18 protein-coding genes are annotated in these 22,033 nt (G+C 58.6%); 9 read left to right on the top strand and 9 right to left on the bottom strand.

Translation table 11 applies throughout. The features are described 5' to 3' along the window. Positions 1–94: 94 nt before the first annotated feature. On the top strand, positions 95–2,110 hold the full coding sequence (locus tag ACR0AA_RS08850; RefSeq protein ID WP_480755862.1) for a M3 family metallopeptidase: 2,016 nt from the start codon (positions 95–97) through the stop codon (positions 2,108–2,110). Positions 2,111–2,114: 4 nt separating this feature from the next. Here ACR0AA_RS08850 and ACR0AA_RS08845 read toward each other — a convergent pair whose 3' ends face one another. From ACR0AA_RS08845 to ACR0AA_RS08820, 6 genes are read right to left on the bottom strand one after another with little or no spacing between them, the layout of a single operon-like run. Continuing rightward, a complete protein-coding gene (locus ACR0AA_RS08845; RefSeq protein ID WP_480755861.1) occupies positions 2,115–3,047 on the bottom strand; it encodes a 2-hydroxyacid dehydrogenase in 933 nt (310 codons plus the stop codon). 15 nt (positions 3,048–3,062) lie between these two features. After that, positions 3,063–4,202, bottom strand: coding sequence for a rod shape-determining protein RodA (gene rodA, locus ACR0AA_RS08840; RefSeq protein WP_480664039.1), 1,140 nt, complete (start codon positions 4,200–4,202; stop codon positions 3,063–3,065). Further along, positions 4,199–6,148, bottom strand: coding sequence for a penicillin-binding protein 2 (gene mrdA / locus ACR0AA_RS08835; RefSeq protein ID WP_480664037.1), 1,950 nt, complete (start codon positions 6,146–6,148; stop codon positions 4,199–4,201). Before mrdA ends, rodA begins: the two co-directional genes overlap by 4 nt. Beyond that, complete coding sequence (locus ACR0AA_RS08830) at positions 6,145–6,681, bottom strand: rod shape-determining protein MreD (protein WP_480664036.1); 537 nt, start codon at positions 6,679–6,681, stop codon at positions 6,145–6,147. Before ACR0AA_RS08830 ends, mrdA begins: the two co-directional genes overlap by 4 nt. After that, positions 6,674–7,576, bottom strand: a complete 903-nt coding sequence (gene mreC / locus ACR0AA_RS08825) for a rod shape-determining protein MreC (protein WP_480664034.1) — start codon at positions 7,574–7,576, stop codon at positions 6,674–6,676. The genes ACR0AA_RS08830 and mreC overlap by 8 nt, the downstream gene beginning before the upstream one ends. Before the next feature lie 59 nt (positions 7,577–7,635). Continuing rightward, positions 7,636–8,682 carry a rod shape-determining protein gene (locus tag ACR0AA_RS08820; RefSeq protein WP_039523195.1) on the bottom strand — a complete coding sequence of 349 codons (1,047 nt, stop codon included), beginning with the start codon at positions 8,680–8,682 and terminating at the stop codon, positions 7,636–7,638. A 157-nt stretch (positions 8,683–8,839) separates the two neighbouring features. Here ACR0AA_RS08820 and ACR0AA_RS08815 point away from each other — a divergent pair, with 157 nt between their 5' ends. From ACR0AA_RS08815 to ACR0AA_RS08800, 4 genes are all read left to right on the top strand, one after another. Beyond that, positions 8,840–9,631, top strand: a complete 792-nt coding sequence (locus ACR0AA_RS08815) for a 23S rRNA (adenine(2030)-N(6))-methyltransferase RlmJ (protein ID WP_480755860.1) — start codon at positions 8,840–8,842, stop codon at positions 9,629–9,631. A gap of 196 nt (positions 9,632–9,827) precedes the next feature. Continuing rightward, positions 9,828–10,727, top strand: a complete 900-nt coding sequence (locus tag ACR0AA_RS08810; RefSeq protein ID WP_480755859.1) for a sterol desaturase family protein — start codon at positions 9,828–9,830, stop codon at positions 10,725–10,727. Between the two features lie 18 nt (positions 10,728–10,745). Next, positions 10,746–11,243 (top strand): DUF2141 domain-containing protein, encoded by a 498-nt coding sequence (locus ACR0AA_RS08805; protein ID WP_480755858.1) that lies wholly within the window; start codon positions 10,746–10,748, stop codon positions 11,241–11,243. 193 nt (positions 11,244–11,436) lie between these two features. Beyond that, positions 11,437–13,176 carry an adenylate/guanylate cyclase domain-containing protein gene (locus tag ACR0AA_RS08800; RefSeq protein WP_480755857.1) on the top strand — a complete coding sequence of 580 codons (1,740 nt, stop codon included), beginning with the start codon at positions 11,437–11,439 and terminating at the stop codon, positions 13,174–13,176. Between the two features lie 65 nt (positions 13,177–13,241). Here ACR0AA_RS08800 and ACR0AA_RS08795 read toward each other — a convergent pair whose 3' ends face one another. Next, complete coding sequence (locus tag ACR0AA_RS08795; protein ID WP_480755856.1) at positions 13,242–14,816, bottom strand: 2-isopropylmalate synthase; 1,575 nt, start codon at positions 14,814–14,816, stop codon at positions 13,242–13,244. Positions 14,817–15,107: 291 nt separating this feature from the next. Here ACR0AA_RS08795 and ACR0AA_RS08790 point away from each other — a divergent pair, with 291 nt between their 5' ends. Beyond that, positions 15,108–15,773 (top strand): SDR family NAD(P)-dependent oxidoreductase, encoded by a 666-nt coding sequence (locus ACR0AA_RS08790; RefSeq protein WP_480755855.1) that lies wholly within the window; start codon positions 15,108–15,110, stop codon positions 15,771–15,773. A gap of 6 nt (positions 15,774–15,779) precedes the next feature. On the opposite strand, the gene ACR0AA_RS08785 is transcribed toward ACR0AA_RS08790, so the two are convergent. Then, the gene (locus ACR0AA_RS08785) at positions 15,780–17,237 is read right to left on the bottom strand and encodes an MORN repeat-containing protein (RefSeq protein ID WP_480755854.1); all 1,458 of its coding nucleotides are present in this window, start codon (positions 17,235–17,237) and stop codon (positions 15,780–15,782) included. 147 nt (positions 17,238–17,384) lie between these two features. Between ACR0AA_RS08785 and ACR0AA_RS08780 the strand changes: the two genes are divergently transcribed. From ACR0AA_RS08780 to ACR0AA_RS08770, 3 genes are all read left to right on the top strand, one after another. Further along, positions 17,385–19,043, top strand: a complete 1,659-nt coding sequence (locus ACR0AA_RS08780; protein ID WP_480755853.1) for an NAD+ synthase — start codon at positions 17,385–17,387, stop codon at positions 19,041–19,043. A 333-nt stretch (positions 19,044–19,376) separates the two neighbouring features. Next, the gene (locus ACR0AA_RS08775) at positions 19,377–19,610 is read left to right on the top strand and encodes a hypothetical protein (protein ID WP_480664017.1); all 234 of its coding nucleotides are present in this window, start codon (positions 19,377–19,379) and stop codon (positions 19,608–19,610) included. 153 nt (positions 19,611–19,763) lie between these two features. Next, positions 19,764–21,092, top strand: coding sequence for an NAD(P)/FAD-dependent oxidoreductase (locus ACR0AA_RS08770; RefSeq protein WP_480664015.1), 1,329 nt, complete (start codon positions 19,764–19,766; stop codon positions 21,090–21,092). A 4-nt stretch (positions 21,093–21,096) separates the two neighbouring features. On the opposite strand, the gene ACR0AA_RS08765 is transcribed toward ACR0AA_RS08770, so the two are convergent. Then, on the bottom strand, positions 21,097–22,029 hold the full coding sequence (locus tag ACR0AA_RS08765) for an MBL fold metallo-hydrolase (RefSeq protein WP_480755852.1): 933 nt from the start codon (positions 22,027–22,029) through the stop codon (positions 21,097–21,099). Positions 22,030–22,033: the final 4 nt, after the last annotated feature.

Below are 22,033 nucleotides of genomic sequence, written 5' to 3'. Positions count from 1 at the left end.
GTCCTATTGCGCAAGAGAAATTGGACGCATCAAGGGCGCCACCTCTGGACCATTCCACCCGCTCTCCCTAGCTTGACCAGCAAAGGAGATCCGCATGACCAACCCGATCCTGTCCGACTGGACCACTCCGTTTGAAATCGCACCGTTTGCTGAGATTTCGGACGATGATTTCTCGCCCGCGCTAGAGCAGGCGATGCAAGCCCATAACGCTCAGATCGACGCGATTGCAGACAACGCCGAGCCGCCAAGTTTCGCCAACACGATCGAGGCACTTGAGGCCGCCGGAGAGCAGATGGACAAGGTGCTGTCGGTCTTTTTCACGGTCGCAGGGGCGGACAGCAATCCCAAACGTGAAGAACTGCAGCGTGAGTTCTCGCCTAAACTGTCGGCGCATTTCTCGGGGATTTCGTCAAACAAGGCACTGTTCCGCCGTGTTGCGGATTTGTGGTCTCGCAAGGATGAGCTGGGTTTGACCGACGAGCAGGCGCGCGTTCTTATGCTGACCCACCGCGGGTTCGTCCGCGCTGGTTCCGCGCTTGAGGGGGACGAGGATTCCCGCATGCAGGAGATCAAGGCGCGCTTGGCCTCACTGGGGACATCCTTCACCCAGAACCTGCTGGCCGACGAACGCGATTGGTTCATGGACCTGTCCGAAGATGACCTGGAGGGCCTGCCGGATTTCGTCGTAAGCGCGGCCCGTGCCGCCGGGGAAGAGAAAGGCGTGGACGGTCCTGTGGTGACTTTGTCCCGTTCGCTGATCGTACCGTTCCTGCAATTCTCACCCCGCCGCGATCTGCGTGAGACAGCGTATCGGGCCTGGACTGCGCGGGGCGCCAATGGCGGGGAAACGGACAACCGCGAGATTGCGGCTGAAATTCTCAAACTGCGCGAGGAACGCGCAAAGCTGTTAGGGTATTTCAGTTTCGCCGACTACAAACTGGAAACCGAAATGGCCCGAACGCCGGATCGCGTTCGCGATCTGCTGTTGCAGGTTTGGCAGCCGGCAAAGGCGCGGGCTGATGTCGATGCGGAAATCCTGACCGCTATGATGCAGGAGGATGGCGTCAACGGTCCGCTGGAGGCGTGGGACTGGCGCTACTACGCCGAAAAGCGCCGCAAAGCCGAACATGATCTGGATGAGGCGGCACTGAAACCCTACCTGCAGTTGGACCGCATGATTGAGGCGTCTTTTGCTTGTGCCAACCGGTTGTTCGGGTTGGAATTCGCGCCATTAGACGTGCCGCTCTATCATCCGGACTGCCGGGCTTGGGAAGTGACACGCAACGGGCAACATATCGCGGTGTTCATTGGGGACTACTTCGCGCGTGGTTCGAAGCGCTCGGGCGCTTGGTGCAGTGCGATGCGGTCTCAGGCGAAGTTTCCAAAGGTGCAGGCGCCGATCGTGATCAATGTTTGCAACTTCGCCAAGGGCGATCCGGCGTTGCTGTCCTATGATGATGCGCGGACTTTGTTCCACGAATTCGGTCACGCATTGCACCAGATGTTGTCTAACGTGACCTATGAAAGCATCTCGGGCACCAGCGTTGCGCGCGATTTTGTGGAACTGCCCAGTCAGCTTTATGAACACTGGTTGGAAGTGCCCGAAGTGCTGGCCGAATTTGCCACGCATGCGGAAACCGGCGAGCCGATGCCTCAAGAGATGCTGAAGAAGGTTCTGAAGGCTGCAAATTTTGATCAGGGGTTCCAGACGGTGGAATACGTGGCCTCGGCTCTGGTCGATTTGGCGTTCCACGAGAGCGCAGCGCCGGCCGATCCGATGGCTAAACAGGCCGAGGTTCTGACCAGCATCGGGATGCCGCAGGCCATTGGTATGCGCCACGCCACACCGCATTTCGCACACGTGTTTGCATGCGACGGTTATAGTGCGGGTTATTACAGCTACATGTGGTCCGAGGTCATGGACGCTGACGCTTTTGCCGCCTTTGAAGAGGCTGGCGGAGCATTCGACCCCGACCGTGCCAAAGCACTGGAAGAGAATATACTGTCCACCGGCGGCTCACGCGAGGCCGAAGATCTGTATCTGGCGTTCCGTGGCCGTTTGCCGGGCGTTGAGGCGCTGTTGAAAGGCCGCGGTTTGGTCGCGGCCTGACGGGTCAGTAGCCCAGATTTCGATCAACGAGGTGCAGAAAGGGCTTTCCCTTCTCACCTCGGATGATGTTCTGACAAATAACCTGCGCTGCGGTTACCGGGCGGGTTTCTGATGCGATATGCGGCGTGACAGTCACTTTGGGATGCGCCCAATACGGGTGTTCCGGTGGCAGGGGCTCGACGCGGAACACGTCCAATGTCGCATGGCCAATCTGGCCCGAATCCAGGGCGGCCAGCAGTGCATCATCGTCGATCAGCGGCCCCCGTCCCGGGTTGATGATCCGCGCGCCTTTGGGCAGCAACGCCAAGGTTCCCGCATTCAGCGCGTTCACGGTCGCCGGAGTATCTGGCAGTAGCAGCACCACGATCTCGGCGTTGGACAAGGCGGTGCGCAGGCCGTCTGCACCGTGCAGGCAGCTCACTCCGGGGATGTCTTTTGCGGTTCGACTCCAACCTGTGACCTGAAAGTTGAGGGCGGCAAGGGCACGCGCCGCCGCTTCACCCAACGCACCCAATCCGAGTACACAAACAATTCGTTCGGTAGCCAACGGCGGGGCGTCGGGGGTCCAGACGCCATCTTGTACAGTGATATAGCGGTCCATACCCAGATGATATCGCAGCACCTGGCCGACCACCCATTCGGTCATACCTTGCATCAGCCCGTGATCCACCATCCGCGCCAATGGAACAGTCAGCGTTTCGTTGCCGGCAATCTTCTCGACACCGGCCCAAAGGCTGAGAACCGCTTTCAGATGTGTATAGGGTGAGAAATCCAGCAAACCGCTGGTGGGGGCGTAAACAACGTAATCGACCTGATCAGGCTCGAACTCAGTTGCCAGACGGAAATCCAGCCCCGCTTCGGAAAGGCCTTTGGACAGCAAGGGTTCGTACACGGGCCATTGTTCAGGGCGCGCGGAAAACAGGACGTTCACGGGCATGAGGGGCCTTTCAAATTAACGGGGACGATGGATATGTGCGCTTTGAACGATACCAAAGGCAGCCATGAGAACCAGCATGGCAGAGCCGCCATAGCTGACCATCGGCAGCGGAACACCCACAACAGGGGCGAGGCCCATGACCATCGACATGTTGACGGCAAAGAACAGGAAGAAGTTCAGCGCGATGCCCAGTGTGACCAGCGACGAAAACCGGTCCTTGGTCGACAGGGCGGTGACCAGGCAGAAAATCAGGATCAGACCATAAAGGGTCAACAGGGTGATGCCGCCGACAAAGCCGAACTCCTCAGCCAGTGTGGTGAAGATAAAGTCGGTGTGCTTTTCCGGCAGAAAGTTGAGGCGCGACTGCGTTCCCTGCATGAACCCACGCCCGTTCCAGCCGCCTGATCCCAGCGCGATTTTGGACTGCGTAATGTGATAACCAGCCCCCAGCGGATCGGTGGATGGATCAAGGAAAGTGTCGATGCGGCGGAACTGGTAATCCTTGAGCAATTGCCACTCGGTCCCGCGACTGTTGAAAACGGTCGCGATCAAGCCGACCACGGCCGCGATCACGGCGGCGAAATAGGCCCAGTGGACACCCGCCAGAAACATCAGCCCTCCGCCCGCAGCCAACAACAGGATCGAAGTGCCGAGGTCTGGTTGTTTCAGTACCATGGCAGTTGGGATCAGGATCAGGACAACCGGGATCAAAACCCATAGCGGGCGTGATGTCTTGTGCGAAGGCAGCCAGTCATAATAGGCGGCCAGAACCATGACCAATGCGACCTTCATGACTTCGGACGGCTGAAGCCTCATGAAGCCAAGGTCAATCCACCGCTGCGCCCCCATGCCGATGGTGCCAAACAGTTCCACAAACACCAGAAGAACGATCGAGCCGAGATAGGCTAGGACGGACATGTTGCGCCAGAACCAGATCGGCACCAGCGCGATGATGAACATTACGGTCAGACCCAGTCCAAACCGTTCCATCTGCGGCTCGGCCCAAGGCATCCACGACCCGCCGGCCACGGAATACAGCATCAGGAAACCGGCGCTGGCCACGCTGATCAGCAACAGCGTCAGTGGCCAGTTCATGTACAGGAACTTGCGAAACCCCGTTGGCGTGGATTTGACGGCGTATTCAAGATAGCTCATGCGCGGTCCTTCTCGGTCGGACGCGCTTTGGGGCGGCGGTCGCCCTCAAGCCGTTTCTGTTGTTCTTTTATGCGATCTCGATCGGCAACCGGGTAAGCCTCCAGCGGAGGGGTGCCGTTGTAAAGCGCCTGCAACATGATGTCCCGCGCGACCGGAGCTGCGGCCTTGGAGCCGCCACCGCCGTGTTCCACCACCACCGCCACGGCGTATTTTGGGTTGTCATAGGGCGCGAAGCTGACGAACAGCGCATGGTCGCGGCGTTCCCAGGGCAGGTCCTCGTTCCGGATCACACCAGCGGCGCGTTCGGCCTTGGTGATGTTTCGCACCTGACTTGTTCCGGTTTTGCCAGCCATGCGCAGGTCGTCCGCTATGATGCGGCTGCGATAGGCGGTGCCGCCCCGATCGTTGGAAACCGAGAACATGGCTTTGCGGATGTGGTCCAGATTAGCCGGATTGACCGCCAGTGGCTTCCCGGCGCCCGAGGGTTGCTCGACCCCGTTCACGGACCGAACCAAACGCGGCTTGACCGCGCGCCCCGTTGCGATCCGCGCCGTCATAACCGCAAGTTGCAAGGGCGAGGCCAGCATGAAGCCCTGACCGATAGAGGCGTTCGCCGTGTCACCGACCAGCCAGCTTTCACCGTGAACACGTTCCTTCCACGCTTGGTTCGGAGCCAACCCGGCGGCAACGGCTGACATCGGGATATCGTGTTTCACGCCCAGTCCGAAGGTGCGGGCCATGTCGGAAATCTTGTCGATTCCGGTGCGCAGGGCCACGTCGTAGTAGTAGACATCGCAGCTGCGTTTCAGCGACAAATTCAGATCAACCGTACCGTGCCCGCCACGTTTCCAGCAGTGGAAGCGGCGGCTACCGACTTTCAGGTGGCCGGGGCAATACACGGTGCTACCGGGGGCAACCACTCCGGCCTCAAGCGCAGCCATCGCCGTGATCATTTTGAACGTTGAGCCCGGCGGGTAAGTGCCTTGCACGGTCTTGTTAGCCAGCGGGCGATAATTATCCTGCGTTAGCGTTCGGTAATCGGCAACCGATATCCCACGTACGAACAGGTTTGGGTCGAAACTCGGGGCAGAGCTAATGGCCCGGATATCCCCGGTTTCGCAGTCGATTACGACGGCGGCAGCGCTTTCCCCGGCCAGCCGGGCCTGCGCGTATTGCTGCAGATCGGCGTCGACCGACAATTGCAGATCGGCGCCGGCCTCGCCCTCTTGCCGGTCAAGCTCGCGCATCACCCGGCCCGTTGCGTTAACCTCGACCCGTTTAGCGCCCGCTTTGCCGCGCAGCGTGATTTCTTGCTTGGCCTCAAGCCCAACCTTGCCGATCTGGAAACGGGGGATGCGCAATACCGGTTCGGGGTCTTCGATCTGACTGAGGTCATAGTCACTGACCGGGCCGACATAGCCGACTACATGGGCGAAATCCTCGTACCTAGGGTACAGACGAGCCGTGCCCACCTCGGGCGTGACACCGGGCAGGGCCGGGGCATTTACGGCGACCTTCGAGATATCTTCCCACGTGACCTGATCGGCCAACGTGACCGGCAGGAACGGCGCAGATCGGCGCATTTCAGCTTTGGCGCGGTCGATCTCGTCCTGCGTCAAGGGGATCAGGTCCGAGAGTTTGGAAATCACCTCGTCAACATCGCCTGCATCTTCGCGGACCATTACAATCCGATAGGATTGCGTGTTTTGACCGATGATCTGCCCATTGCGGTCGTAGATGCGCCCGCGTGTCGGCGGGATCAGGCGAATGTTGATGCGGTTTTCCTCGGCCAGCAGGCGGTATTCGTCGGCCTGATCCACCTGCATAAAGCGCATCCGAGCCGCCAGCCCGCCGATAAAGGCCGCCTGCAGCCCGCCCAAAATCAGGGCCCTGCGGGGCAGGCGTTTATAGGCCAGACCTCGTGACTTGGGGATGCGTTGTTTCATGCCCGCACCCCTCCGGGACTGGGGTCAGCAACCGACACGCGTCGGACGCCAAAAACATTTTGGCTGAGAAGAACGATCAAGGGATACACCGCAATTGTCAGAACCACTTGTATCACCACAGGACCCAATGCCGCTTGCTGTACTGATAGAATAGCAAGAATAACACGGTTCAAAACAAAAACCCCCGTGATCACGACTGCGGCGGTTGTCCACTCTGTTACAAACCCCGCATCACGCATTCCGGCGCCCGCTGAGCGCAGATATGCGCTTCCCAGAACCACCAGCGCCGCCAGCAGGCCGGGTGGCCGTTGAAGAAGTAGGTCGGCCATCAGCATGACCGCCGCGACCAAAAGGATTGGAACATATTCCGGTCGCCGCAGAACCCAGGCGAAGGTCAAAGCGAGCAGTAAATCCGGAAACGGCCAACGATTCGGTTGCGTGTCCAGCGGAAGAAGATGCAGGAACATGATTAACACCGCCAGGAACAGGTACAAACTGCGCTTGATCCAAAGATGCGAGACCTGCCTATCCATCGCCGACCTCCGACGGCGTCAGGGCGGCCGCTGGTTGTCGTGGTCCTACGATACCGCCGGGATCGTTAATTGTTGGGGCGGAATGATACCGCAGCACCCGTAGGAATTCGAGGCGTTCAAAGTCTGCCGACAGACGCACCCGCAATCGCCCGCCGGGGTCCTCGGTGATCTGTCCGATCAGCAGCCCGCCGGGAAACACACCGCCGTCACCCGAAGTCACAACGCGGTCGCCCGGTCGCACGAGCTCACGGTTCTCAAGGAACTCTACCGACGGTGAGGGGGTGTTGTCGCCAGCGATCAGGGCGGTTTGACCGGAGGGCTGAATCGTTGCGGGAATAGCGCTGGACGCATCCGTCATCAGAATAACCCGCGCCGTATCCGGACCAACGCCCGAGATACGGCCCACGACGCCGATCCCGTCCATAGTGGCCCAACCGTCGCGGATGCCGTCACGCTCACCCACGTTCAGCAGGACGGACTGACGAAACGGCGAGCCGCTGTCAGCCATCACAACGCCGGTAATGTAAGTCAGGCGGGGGTCCAGACGCACGTTGTTCAGGTCTAGCAGTCGGGCGTTTTCCTGTTCCAGCTGCAGGGCCGCCTCTTTCCAGGCGCGCATGATGCGCAATTCGCTGCGCAACTCCTGGTTCTGGGCGCTCAGCCGTTGATAACTTTGGAAGTCGCGCACCAGATTGACGGCAGCCGTGACCGGAACCATGGCCCATTCCATAGACGGCACGACGCGGTCCACGACCTGCGCGCGAAAGCGTTCAACACGAGGACTGTCGATCCGCCATATTAGAAAGATGGCCAACAGGCACAACACAACGATCCCCAGCAGCAAGCGGCGCAAGGGGGTCGTGTATTCATCGCGCTGTGATCGGTCTTTTGCCACAGGTTACCTTCCCGTGCTGCTCGTGCCGAATTTACCCTATATCTTAAAGGGTGCGCGCCTTAGCTTTCGTAGTCAATCGCGTGGCGCAGTTGTTTTTCGTATTCCAGCGCCTTGCCGGTACCCAAAGCCACACAATTCAGGCTTTCATCAGCAATCGACACGGCCAGACCAGTCTGTTCGCGCAGCGCCAGGTCCAGATCTCCCAACAGCGCACCGCCGCCGGTCAGCATTACGCCGCGGTCCACGATGTCCGCAGCCAGATCGGGCGGAGTGGTTTCCAGCGCGGTCATCACTGCTTCGCAAATTTGTTGCACCGGTTCGGACAGGGCTTCGGCCACCTGAGCTTGGCTGATCTCGATTTCCTTCGGCACGCCGTTCAGCAGGTCGCGGCCGCGGATATGCATCGACTGACCGCGTCCATCATCGGGCATACGCGCGGTGCCAATAGTAGTCTTGATCCGTTCGGCGGTGGATTCACCGACCAGCAGGTTTTGCTGACGGCGCAGGTACGAGATGATGGCTTCGTCCATCCGGTCTCCACCGACGCGAACCGAGCGGGCGTAAACGATGTCGCCCAGTGACAGAACGGCGACCTCGGTGGTGCCGCCGCCGATATCGACGACCATGTTACCGGTCGGGTCGGTGATCGGCATGCCAGCGCCAATCGCAGCGGCAATCGGCTCGGCAATCAGGCCAGCGCGGCGCGCACCTGCTGACAGAACCGACTGACGGATTGCCCGCTTTTCGACCGGAGTTGCGCCATGGGGGACGCAGACGATGATCTTGGGTTTCGAGAAGGTCGAGCGCTTGTGCACCTTGCGGATGAAGTGCTTGATCATTTCTTCGGCAGTATCAAAGTCGGCGATCACGCCTTCGCGCATTGGGCGGATGGCTTCGATCGAGCCCGGCGTCCGCCCCAGCATCAGCTTGGCGTCCTCACCAACGGCCAGAACTTTTTTCACACCGTCCTTGACGTGGTAAGCGACAACAGAGGGTTCAGACAGGATCACACCGCGCCCCTTGACGTAAACCAGCGTGTTCGCTGTCCCAAGGTCAATAGCCATGTCCGCTGTGAACAGGCCGCCCAGATTGCCAAAGATCCCCATGTTTCCCCTGATCCTGTATGTCGGTTTTTTCTACTGCCCGCGACTCGACGGTTCCGGGACGGATGACTTATAGGGTGCCAACACGCCCGGTAAAAGGGTTGATTCCACGGCAATCAGCACCTTTCCGCCTTAATTGGTAGGGACTTTAGAAGGCAACATGCTCTCATATCAACATATTTACCACGCTGGTAACCTCGCGGACGTCCACAAGCACGCAATTTTGGCGGAAACGCTGGCTTATATGGCCAAGAAGGACAAACCGCTGAGCTACATCGAAACCCATTCGGGGCGCGGGCTGTACCATCTGGACTCGGATCAGGCCGTTCAGACCGGCGAAGCTGCAGCCGGTATCGAACGCGCATTGACCGAAGACTGGTTTTCTGCGGACCATCCGCTGAGCCGGGCCATTGCCGCCGTTCAGGCGCGATACGGCCAGTCCGCCTATCCGGGGTCACCGTTGATCGCAGCGAACCTGTTGCGTCCACAGGACAGGATGCATCTGGCCGAGTTGCATCCACAGGAATACCGCGCGCTTTCTGATGCATTGGTCACGACCGATGCCCGGACCTATCGTCAGGATGGCTTTGAGCTGGCGCAATCCCTGCTGCCGCCGACACCGCGCCGAGGCGTTTTGCTGATTGATCCAAGCTATGAGATCAAATCCGATTATGACCGGTTGCCTGGTATCATCGCCTCATTGAACCGAAAATGGAATGTGGGTGTGATTGCGCTGTGGTATCCGATCCTGGCCAATGGGCGGCATCAGGCGATGCGCGACGCATTGGCAAAGCGAGAATTTCCCAAGGTTCTGCATCACGAAGTGCGGTTCCCAGCCGCGCGTAAGGGGCACGGGATGGTGGGATCCGGCATGTTCATTGTGAACGCGCCCCATGGTCTGAGCGATTCCGCCAGAACGCTGCGTAACTTGTTCGGCAGGCTGTCTGCCTAAGCCTGCACAGGTACATTTTCCACGAGCTCAAGGGTTTTCTTTGCCGAACAGTAACGTCGTCCGGCATGAAACCACTTGTGACAGTAATGACACTGCGGGAGATTCCCTGTTTTTTAAAGACGGGACCTTGAATTCTGACTGCGGTTCCGTAAATAAGCTGTCATCTGTGACAGAAAACAGGAATCGGAACGCTTCGATGGACTTCCTAAGCCGCCATATCAGTGACTTTCATCTGAGTTACTGGGAAACCTTGATTGACGACTGGTTTTTCGTCTTCGCCATGGCCTTTCTGGCCTTCGAGCTGATCCGCTATGCCGTCGTCAAAAAACTGAACTGGCAGATGATGGGTGACACCGTCACCAATTTCATCACGCTGGTTTTCTTCATCGGTATCAGCTTTGTTCTGCTGGCCGGTTTCTACATCGGTGCCTATGTCTGGGCGTCGCAATTCGCAGTGTTCGACATACCAACCACCTGGGCCTCGTTCATCATCGTGCTGATCCTTGCGGACCTTGCTTACTATTGGGAGCACCGGATTCTTCACCGGATCAACTTCCTCTGGGCCACGCACTCGGTCCACCACAGCTCACCCTTCTTCAATATCTCGGTGGCCTACCGCCATGGTCCGCTGGACGGTTTCTGGCCGCTGTTTTTCCACCTGCCGCTGGTTCTTCTGGGCTTCAACCCGTTCATGGTTCTGGTCGCGGAACTGCTGGTACAGCTGTATCAGACGGCCCTGCATACCGAGGTGATCAAGAAGCTGTGGCGCCCGATCGAGTATATCTTCAACACGCCCTCGCATCACCGTGTGCACCACGGGTCCAACCGCAAATATCTGGACAAGAACTATGCCGGCATCCTGATCATCTGGGATCGCATGTTCGGAACCTTTGAAGAGGAAAACGAAAAGGTGGTCTATGGTCTGGTCAAGCCAATCGACTCGATCAATCCCTTCGTCGCCTTCCTTCATGGCTTTGCCCGCCTGTTCAAGGACGTATGGAACATGCCGGGGTTCGGCAACAAGCTGGGTGTCTTCTTCGGACCGCCGGGCTGGCAGCCAAAGAACAGCCGTAAGCAACGTAAACCAGCAGAGTAGCACGAAAGAGCGCAAAAGATGCCAAGCAACACTCAACGCATCGTCGCGGCCATCGTGACAGCAGGGCTGTTCGTCGGAGGGGCTTGGGTCGCCTCGGGCTTTAGTACCAACATTGACGACGCCGCAGCCTCGACCACCGGAGCTTCGCAAAACGAGGGCCTGACCGTCAATCTGCACGGCGCACGCAGCACCAAGGGCAACGTGATCGTCATGGCCTTTGACCAGCAGACGGCGTTTGACAATATGGATTACACCAAGGCCGCCGGCTATCTTGAGGCTCCGGCGTCCGAGACACCGCTCCGGTTCGACTTTCCCGATCTCGATAGCGGGTACTTTGCCATAATCGCCTTTCACGACGAGAACGGGGATTATGACCTGAACTATGACGCAAATTACATACCGACCGAGGGGTACGCGGTGTCGGGGATGAATGACCTCAACGACTCGCCGGTGTATGAGTACTCGCTGGTCGGGACGGAAAAGCCAGCGGACCTGACCTTGTTTTACTGGCCGTAGAGCATTCACAGTTCCATCACACGATGGGGGCGGCCTGACGAAGGCTGCCCTTATTTGTCTGAATAACTCGGTTTTCAGGCAGAGAACTGGGGCTATGGACATCATTCGCCAAGCTGCCTGAACCGCCCATATCCGCGAATTTCCTTGTTAGGGTGTGCCGCCCGGCACTAGAATTGCCGCAGGGGGGGGTGCGATGGATCGCCGACTTGCCGCAGTTTTGGCAGCCGATATGGTTGGTTACAGCCGGTTGATGGAAACCGATGAGCAGGGCACGCTTGCCCGTCTGCGCACACACCGGATCGAACTCATTGATCCGTCGATTGAAAAAAACGGCGGCAAAATCATCAAAACGACGGGCGACGGAATGCTGGTCGAATTTCCCAGCGCCAGCGATGCCGTTCTGTGTGCGGTCGAGGTCCAAAACCGGATGTTTCGCCGCAATGCCGACGTGCCAAAGGATCAGCGCATCCAATTCCGGATTGGCATCAACCTTGATGAGATTATCTTTGAAGACGACGATATCTTTGGCAGCGGGGTCAACGTGGCCGCCCGCCTTGAGCAATCCGCCAATGCCGGAGAGGTGCTGATTTCCGGCACCGTTCATGATCAGGTCACCAACCGTCTGGACTTGGGCTATCAGGATTTGGGGGATCTTTCGCTCAAGAATCTGACCCAGCCTGTACGCGCCTTTCGCGTCGAATTGGACGCACCGGCCGAGGCTGCAGATGAAAGTGTGGCGGGCGAGGGTTCGACCAAAGTCGTTAAACCTTCGATTGCGGTCTTGCCGTTCGAGAACATGAGCGGCGACCCGGAGCAGGAGTTCTTTGTCGACGGCCTGACTGAAGATCTGCTGACCGAACTCAGCCGTCGGCACGAGCTGTTTGTGATCTCGCGCAATTCGAGTTTTGTCTACAAGGGGCAGGCCGTGAACCTGCGCGAGGTAGGCGAAGCTTTGGGCGCGCGGTACATCGTCGAAGGCAGCGTTCGCAAGGCTGGCAACCGATTGCGAGTGACCGTGCAGTTGATCGACAGTCAGAGTGACGGGCATATCTGGGCCGAAAAATATGACCGCGATCTGGACGACATATTCTCGATCCAGGATGAGGTTACATCGGCAGTTGTCGCCACCCTGCCGGGGCGTATTGAGGCGTCGCAGCAAGAGGGGCTGACGCGTAAGCAACCGTCCAACCTGGCTGCATATGAATGCGTTCTGGCGGCAAAAGTCCTGCATCATCGCAGCACGCGCGAGGATAATGCCGAGGCCACCAAGCTGATCGACCGAGCGATCGAATTGGACCCCGAATACGCGCATGCGCATGCCTGGAGCGGGTGTATCCGCGGGCAGGCCTGGGGATATGGCTGGTGCGATGACCCGGAAGAGATGCTGGCAGAGTGTGAGGCGGCGATCCACAAAGCAGCGTCCCTGGATGACAATGACGCAGACGTGCATCGGTTGATGGCTGCCGTTGCAATCCTGCGCAACAAGCTGGCGCGCGCCCGGTATCATCAGGAACGTGCCCTGTCATTGAACCCGAACTATGATTTGGTTGTGGTCCAGATGGGCGAGCTTTTGACCTGGGTGGGCCGACCCGAGGAAGGGGCCGAGTGGATTCAGAAGGCAATGCGCCTCAACCCCCACCACCCAGCGCGATTCTGGAGCCATCTGGGCCGCGCCCGATTCACTGCCAAACAGTATGAGCTGGCGCTGGACGACTTTGCCCGCTTGCCGCTGTTGGACTTGGCTCAGAATGCCTATGTCGCCGCGTGCCACGGATGGCTGGGAAATTCGGATAAGGCAAAAAGGTACGCTCGGGCTATATATGCCGAAAACCCCGACTTCAAAATCGCGGATTTGATTGCCACGCTGCACTATGACACCGAAGATGCCGTACAACACCTGGTTCAGGGGCTAGAGAAGGCAGGCCTTTCCTGAGAGCCTACGTCTTGACCAAAAAAACGGCCCGAAATCTCGGGCCGTCTGTTCTGAACACTGTGTGTTTAGGTCAGATCTTTATAGCTGATCTCGCGCGTGTCGGCACCCGGGCCGGCCTTTTCGCGGCGCACGATCAGGCGATTCAGCGCGTGGATATACGCCTTGGCCGAGGCCACGACCGTATCCGTATTGGCAGATTGACCGGTTGCGATCATGCCGTCCTCTTCCAGCCGCACCGATACTGTGGCCTGTGCGTCCGTTCCCGCGGTCACGGCATGTACCTGGTACAGCTGCAGATGTGCTGTGTTCGGATGCACCACGCGAATGGCGCGGAACGCGGCATCGACCGGGCCATCGCCTGTTTCGGTGGCGATGACCTCTTTGCCGTCCACTTCCATCTCGATTGTGGCCTCGGCCTTGCCGACGGTGCCGCAGGTGACCTTCATGGATACAAGCTGCAGGTGATCGTCGCCGTCATCATCATCCAGCGTCATCAATGCGATGATGTCGTCGTCGAACACTTCTTTTTTGCGGTCAGCCAGTTCTTTGAACCGCACGAAGATGTCCTTGAGCTGGTTGTCGCCAACCTCATAACCCAGCGTGTTCAGCTTGTCGCGCAGCGCCGCGCGGCCCGAATGCTTGCCCAGGGGCAATGACGTGCCGGACAGGCCGATATCTTCGGGCCGCATGATCTCAAAGTTTTCGCGGTTCTTCAGCATGCCGTCCTGATGGATGCCGCTTTCATGTGCGAACGCGTTCTTGCCGACGATGGCCTTGTTGAACTGCACGTTAAAGCCCGACACCGTCGCGACACGGCGCGAGATATGCATGATCTTGGTGGTGTCGATACCCGTTTTCCACGGCATGATGTCGTTGCGCGTGCGCAGCGCCATCACAACCTCTTCCAATGCGGTGTTGCCTGCGCGTTCACCCAGACCGTTAATGGTGCATTCGATTTGACGCGCACCACCCGCGACCGCAGCCAGCGAGTTCGCGGTCGCCATGCCAAGGTCGTTATGGCAGTGGGTCGCGAAGACCACCTCGTCCGCGCCCGGAACCGTTTCAATCAGGCGTTTGATCAGGTCGGCGGATTCCATCGGTGCCGTGTAGCCCACGGTGTCAGGAATGTTGATCGTCGTCGCACCGGCCTTGATCGCAATCTCGATCACGCGGCACAGGTAATCCCACTCGGTCCGGGTCGCATCCATCGGCGACCACTGCACGTTTTCGCACAGATTGCGGGCGTGGCTGACCGTTTCGTGGATCTTCTCGGCCATCTCATCTTGTGTGAGGTTCGGAATGGCGCGGTGCAGCGGCGATGTGCCGATGAAGGTGTGAATCCGGCTTTTGCCTGCGTGTTTCACAGCCTCCCAGCAGCGGTCGATATCCGCGAAATTGGCGCGGGCCAGACCACAGATACGGCTGTTTTTCGACCGTTGGGCAATCTCGGATACCGCTTTGAAATCACCCTCGGATGCGATGGGGAACCCGGCCTCGATGATATCGACGCCCATGTCGTCCAGCAGCTCGGCAATCTCGAGCTTTTCGTCATGGGTCATGGTCGCGCCGGGGCTTTGCTCGCCGTCGCGCAGTGTTGTGTCAAAGATCAAGACACGGTCTTGGTCGGTCACGTTGTTCATGGGAATCTCTTTCTTCTTCTGTCCTAAAGCCTGTGGCGCGCGGGCGTCCTCCTCTGAGCGGGCGCGCCGGATGGCACGCTCAGAGGCGGATTAGGATCAGTAGGCCACGCAGAGACGCACCGCGAATGGCGGTGTCGGCAACAAGGATATCTGCGCGGTTGATCATGGGATTGAGGTTATACATCGCGGGACAGGAATGAAAAGAACCAATTTGCACCTTCCGTTTGCCGCTGTTTCCTTTTCTCTTGTGCGGGCGTTGATCGCGACATCCCGGCGGCTAGTTCATTCTGTATGAAAACTGCACTCATCATCGGAGCATCGGGCGGAATAGGGGGCGCAATTTGTGAAAACCTCGAACGGCAGTCGGTTGCGGTCACTCGCTTGTCGAGATCGCAGGACAGCTTTGACCTGACCAACCCCGAGGTCGTTAACCAGACGCTTACAGAGACGGCTGGGCCTTTTGACTTGATCCTGATTGCGTCCGGAGCTTTGGAGGTCAACGGAGCGCCGCCGGAAAAGACCATCAAATCAGTATCTGCACAGGCGATGATGGATCAGTTCGCGTTAAACGCCGTAGGTCCTGCTTTGGTTTTGGGCCACGCCGCGCGCCTGTTGCCCCGTGACCGGCGGTCGGTTTTTGCTGTTCTGTCGGCTCGTGTCGGGTCTATTGGTGACAACCGCCTCGGAGGTTGGATCAGCTATCGGGCGTCCAAGGCAGCGGTGAACCAGATTGTCCGGACATCCGCAATTGAGCTGGCCCGAACTCACAAGCAATCAATTTGCGTGGCCCTGCATCCGGGCACGGTACAGACAGCTTTCACTGAAAAATATGTGGGGCGGCACCCGGCCGTTGAGCCGGATGAAGCAGCGGAACACCTGTTAGCCGTAGCAAAGGCCCTGAGCCCGGCCGATACGGGTGGGTTTTTCGACTGGGCCGGTCGACCGGTACCGTGGTGAAGTAGGTCAGCCGTCAGAGGGCGGGGTTTCCGGCTCGCTTTCGGTGTTGTTTTCCTCAGGTGCAGTAACGTTTTCTCTCGGAAGGACGCCGTTTTCCCAAACGCCGGTTTCTTCCTGACCATTCGCGTACCGCATTGTGCCGTTCCCGTGCCGCTTGTTATCCAGGAAGGTTCCCTCATAAACGTCACCGGTGGCATAGGTCGCGGTCCCTTCACCGCTGATCTTCCCTTCGGCCCAAGCACCGGTATAGGTGAAGCCGCGCAGCGTATTTATGGTTCCCTGACCATGGCGCTGGCCGTCTTTGAAGTCGCCCTCATAGACCGTTCCATCAGGGAAGTTGGCTTTGCCTTTGCCCTGGCGCGCGCCTTCAACCCAATCGCCCTCGTAACGATAGCCATTTGCAAAGGTCAGAACGCCGGTGCCATGGCTCAGCCCGTTTCTGAACTGCCCTTGGTAAACGACACCGTTGGGGTAGGTGGCCTTGCCATTGCCTTCAAAGATACCGGCGGTCCATTCACCGTCGTAGACTGTTCCGTCTGGATAGGTCTGGACGCCCTTGCCATGAGGCAGATCCGCGCTGAAATCTCCGGTATAGGTCGCGCCGTCGGGGTAGGTGACCTCACCCAGCCCTTCGATTTGCCCGTCTTTCCATTCTCCCGTGTAGTCAAACCCGTCGGTCCCCAGAAAGCGCCCTTTGCCGTGGCGGCGGTCATCCAAATACTCGCCTTCATAGGTCGCGCCATTGGCATAGGTGGCCTTGCCACTTCCCTGTCGGCGACCATCGATCAGATCGCCTTCGTAGAGGTCACCATTGGCTTGCAACAGGCGACCTTTTCCGGTCATGCTGTCCTGGGACCAATCGCCGGTGTATGTCATTCCATCGGATACAGTCAGGGTACCCTGTCCGTCGCGCATTCCGTCCTTGATGTCGCCTTCGTAAACGCTGCCCTGCGCCGAGGTGATTTTACCTTTGCCATGCTTAACGCCGTCGACCCAATCGCCATCGTAGCTGTACCCGCTGGGATCGGTCAGAACACCCTTGCCGTGATAGCGCGCGTCCTTGAAGTTGCCTTCGTAGCGGACGCCGTTCGAGTACGTCGCGACGCCGGTTCCGTTGAATGAGCCGTTGGACCATTCACCTTCGTAGCTGCCGCCATCCGGGTAGATAATCTTGCCCTGACCTTCGGGTTGCCCCTGCGCGAACATCCCCTCATAGACCGAGCCATTGACGTAGCGCGCGATGCCCTTGCCCTGAATTTCGCCTTCGACCCACTCGCCGACATATTCGAACCCGTTCGGCAAGCGATAGGTGCCTTCGCCGTGGCGCAGGCCGTTCAGGAATGTACCTTCGTACACACCACCGACATCGTCATCCGCAACGATCACCTGCCCGTCCTGCGCAAAGGCGGATGCGGCCAGAAAAGCCAGCGCCGTGGCGGCAAAAGAAATGCGGATAGCGTTCATGGTTGTTCCTGCGTTGCCCGGTTGTCACCTGTTCGCGCAAAACTAAGATACCCGTGCGGACAGAGCAACGTGTTTTGCCGCATTTGCCTTTTACTCGCGGTGCGATCTGCTAAATGGCAATAGGACTGACGAGGGCAAGAGGGCAGCATGACCAACCGTTTCCGCATCACTCTGGCGCAACTCAACCCCACTGTTGGGGATATCGAAGGGAATGCGGCCAAGGCGTTGGCGACCTGGAAACAAGGGAAAGAAGCTGGCGCTGATCTGGTGGCTTTCCCGGAAATGTTCATCACCGGCTACAATACGCAGGACCTGATAATGAAGCCGGTGTTTCACCAGGCGGCCATGGCAGCGGTTCAGAACCTGGCGCCGCAATGTGCGGATGGCCCGGCGATTGCCATTGGAGGTCCCTGGGCGGAAAACGGTGATCTTTTTAATGCTTACCTCATCCTCAAAGGTGGCCGCATCGGCAGCAAGGTTCTGAAGCACCACCTGCCGAATGAAACAGTGTTCGATGAAGTGCGCCTGTATGATGCCGGGCCGCTGGGCGGGCCCTACTCGGTCGGGAACTCCCGGATCGGCAGCCCGATCTGCGAAGATAGCTGGCACCCGGACGTTGCAGAGACGCTGGAAGAGACCGGGGCAGAATTTCTGCTGATCCCGAATGGCTCGCCTTACTTTCGCAATAAATACGATGTGCGTCTGAACCATATGGTCGCCCGTGTGGTTGAAACCGGTTTGCCGCTGATCTACCTGAACATGGTTGGCGGGCAGGACGATCAGGTTTTTGATGGGGCAACGTTTGGCCTCAACCCCGGCGGTGAAATGGCGTTCCGGATGCCGGTTTTCGACGAGGCCGTTACTCAGATTGACCTGGAACGCGGTGATGGTGGCTGGCGCATTGTGCCGACCGATATCGTGCCGCAACCCGATGAATGGGAGCAGGACTATCGCGCAATGGTCCAATCGCTGCGCGACTATATGGGTAAAACCGGGTTCAAAAAGGCACTGTTGGGGCTGTCGGGTGGCGTGGATTCGGCTTTGGTTGCAACCATTGCCGTGGATGCCATCGGCGCTGAAAACGTCCGCTGCGTGATGCTGCCGTCGGAGTATACTAGCCAGGCCTCGTTGGATGACGCTGAGGCTGTCGTGAAGGCGCTGGGCGTGCATTACGACTACGTGCCGATCTCGGACAGCCGAGCGGCGGTTACCGACACTCTGGCCAGCCTGTTCGCCGGGCGTGACGCGGACTTGACCGAGGAAAACATCCAGTCCCGCCTGCGCGGATTGCTGTTGATGGCGATCTCCAACAAATTCGGCGAGATGCTGCTGACCACGGGCAACAAATCCGAGGTCGCAGTCGGGTATGCCACGATTTATGGCGACATGAATGGCGGCTATAACCCGATCAAGGACCTGTACAAGACTCGCGTGTTTGAAACTTGCCGCTGGCGCAACGCCAATCACCGCGACTGGATGATGGGCCCTGAAGGCGAGGTGATCCGCCCTTCGGTCATCGACAAGCCACCCAGTGCCGAACTGCGCGAAGATCAGAAGGACAGCGATAGCCTTCCGGATTATCCCGAGCTGGACGCCATTCTGGAAATTCTGGTCGACCGCGACGGTTCGATCGCTGATTGCGAAGCGGCCGGGTTCGACGCCGATGTTGCCCGCCGCGTTGAACACCTGATTTATATCAGCGAGTACAAACGCTTTCAGTCCGCGCCCGGGACACGTCTGACCAAGCGGGCGTTCTGGCTGGACCGCAGATACCCGATCGTAAACCGTTGGCGGGATCGATCCTGAACCGAATCCGGACGCGGCAGCGCAGAGTTTTTCTAAGTTTCTGAAATTCGCAAAATGATCCTGTGTGCGCGCATTGTTTTTGATGTGCTTACAATGCTTTTGTGAATTTACCGCCCGCGGCGCAACGCGCTTGAAAGTATGACATTTTTCTGCCACATTTTAGCTTAATTGCCGCCTCAAGTGGGGCAGATGCGGCGCATTTGAAATGGCTCGGTGCCCCTGTTCCGGGTCGCGTGTGTCGCATCAGTAGCTGGGTGTCTGTGTTAACGATTTGGTGTGAAAATGCGTGAGCAATACGATAGGTCTCTCCACTCGCCATTGCCGTGGAAAACCATGGAGTCTGAGGGACGCGAACTGAACGAAAGCAAACTCGATTCTGCGATTGCCGATCTGATGGGGGCCGAGGCGCCGTCAGAGCCGCAAAAGACGCAGCGCGAACCGGCAACCTCTTCGGTTCTTCCGGAACTACCTTCACAGGAAAGCTTGAACGAAGAAACCTCGGGCAATGAGGCTGGGCTTGCAGCCACTCTGCGCCAAAAATGGGCTGAACTGTGCGGTGCCGCATAACCGCCCGACTCAGTTGGCCAAATAGTGTTCGGGTCCATTCTGGCACTATGGCCACAGCTTCTGAAAATTGTGAAACTCACGTCGTCCGACGTGTTGCCTAAGGGCGGATACCGGGCATTCATTGCGGTCCGAGCAATGAAGTAAGAGCGGTAGATGCCCGGCCCAAAGCCAACCCCCGTAGAACCTGATCTTCACCTGCCCAAAGCTGTTGATGTCGTTGTTATCGGCGGGGGAATTATTGGTGCCGCCACCGCGCTGGAACTGTCAGAACGGGGCGCGTCCGTTCTTTTGTGCGAAAAGGGCCAGATTGCGGGCGAGCAGAGTTCCAGGAATTGGGGCTGGGTCCGTTTGGGTATGCGTGACCCGCGTGAAATTCCATTGGTTCTTGAGGCCCAGAACATTTGGGAAAACCTGGATCACCGCATCGGCCGAAAGACCGGCTTTAGACGCTCTGGTATATTATTCGGGGCCTCTGGCGCACGAGATCAGAAAAACTTGGAGCGCTGGGCGTGTCACGTGGACGGGTTGCAAACCGGTGCGAAGATGGTGTCAGGCGCTGAGTTGGAGGCTCTGCTGCCCGGGAACCGAACTGAATTGGACTGTGCCCTGTTTATGCCTCAGGACGGTAGGGCTGAGCCGCAATGGGCGGCCCCCGCAATCGCCGAGGCTGCGCGTGACAAGGGTGCATCTTTGGTCACCAACTGCGCGGTGCGCAGCGTGGACGTTCAGGCCGGTCATATCGCGGGTGTGTTTACCGAGCGCGGCCGGGTCGCCTGTGAGCGTGTTGTTCTGGCCGGCGGCGCGTGGTCTCGCTTGTTTGCCGGGAATGCCGGGATCGAACTACCGCAGCTCAAGGTGCTTAATACGGTTCTGCGCACCTCGCCAGCGGACGGACCCGAAACAGCCCTGTGGTCCAGCGATTTCGCGATACGGAAGAGGGCCGATGGCGGCTATACCATTGCGTCGGGACATGAAAACACAGTGGACATCGTGCCGGACAGTTTCCGGCTCGGGTTGCAGTTTCTGCCGGCATTCCGACAGGAATGGCGATCCCTGCGTTTCAGGTTCTCAAAACGCTGGGCGGCGGAGGCAGGGCAGGACCGTTCGTGGCTGCCCACTGACGTAACACCGTTCGAGCATTGCCGCGTTCTCGATCCGGAGCCCTCTGCCAAGGCCCTGAGGCAAGCTTGGGCTCATGCACGCAAAGGTTTCCCGGCACTTGATCAGGCTGAGATTGTCCAAAGTTGGGCAGGTTTAATCGACGTCACGCCAGACGCAATCCCTGTCGTATCTGGCGTCGATGAAATTCCGGGGATGTTCATTGCCACAGGATTTTCAGGTCACGGCTTTGGCATCGGTCCCGGCGCGGGCCGATTGATGGCCGATCTGGTTTGTGGAACCACGCCATGCGTAGATCCGGCCGCCTTTCGCCTGTCCCGTTTCACGGATGGGTCAAAAGTACGGCCGGACGCGGGTTACTGATGTATCAGCCCATCATCTGATAGCTGACCGGGACAAAGCGGAACCCATCGCCGCGTGTCTCGACAAAGCCAGCCGCCGGGAACGGCATGTGATAGCCGATCATCGGGACTTTGTCTGCCGCCAACATACCCAGGACGTTGCGGCGGGATGCGGTGGCTGCGGCCTTGTCCATGTCAAAGCGAACCTCCCATTCCGGATGGGCAAAGGACCAGACATAGTGGTTTGCTAGGTCTGCTGTCAGCACCAGGCGTTGACCGTTGCTTTCCAGGTGATAGACGGTGTGACCCGGCGTGTGCCCGTAAGCTGCAGTAGCGGTAATCCCGGATGCCACTTCGCCACCGTCTTCCACAAAGGTCATTTTCTCGGCCAACGGCGTCACCTTGGCTGCGACCAGATCGCCGACACGATTGCCCGCGTCCTGCGCTGCCCAGAAATCGTATTCCGGAGACGCTGTCACATAGCGCGCATTCGGGAAGGTCGGCGCATCATTGGTGGTCATGCCGCCAATATGATCGGGATGCATATGGGTGATGACGACAACATTAATCTGATCCGGGGTGACACCGGCATCCGCCAGTGCTGCCTGGATACCGCCTTGTCCCAGCCCTGTGTCGAACAGAACCAGCTCTGACCCGGTGTTGACGAGTGTCGGGGTAAAGAAGAATTGCGCGACATCCGGTGAGATAAAGTTATCCGCCGACACTTTCGCAAAGTCTTCGTCCGAAGCGCCACCACCAAAGATCTCCTGCGCTCCGTCGCGGGGCAGGCTGCCATCCAGCAGAGTGGTTACGGTAAAATCGCCCAGCTTAAAGGACTTGGCGATGGTCGAGTTTGCCTTGGTCTCAGTTCCGGCCGCCAGAACCGGTGCGGCGGCTGCGGCAAACGGCAAAGCTGCCGCGGTGCCTAGGGCTGCGCGGCGTGTCATTTTGATGGTCATTTTG

The organism is Ruegeria sp. CE8 (assembly GCF_056537465.1).
Note: the sequence above shows the minus strand (reverse complement) of the source record. Positions and strands in the feature narration are given on the sequence as shown.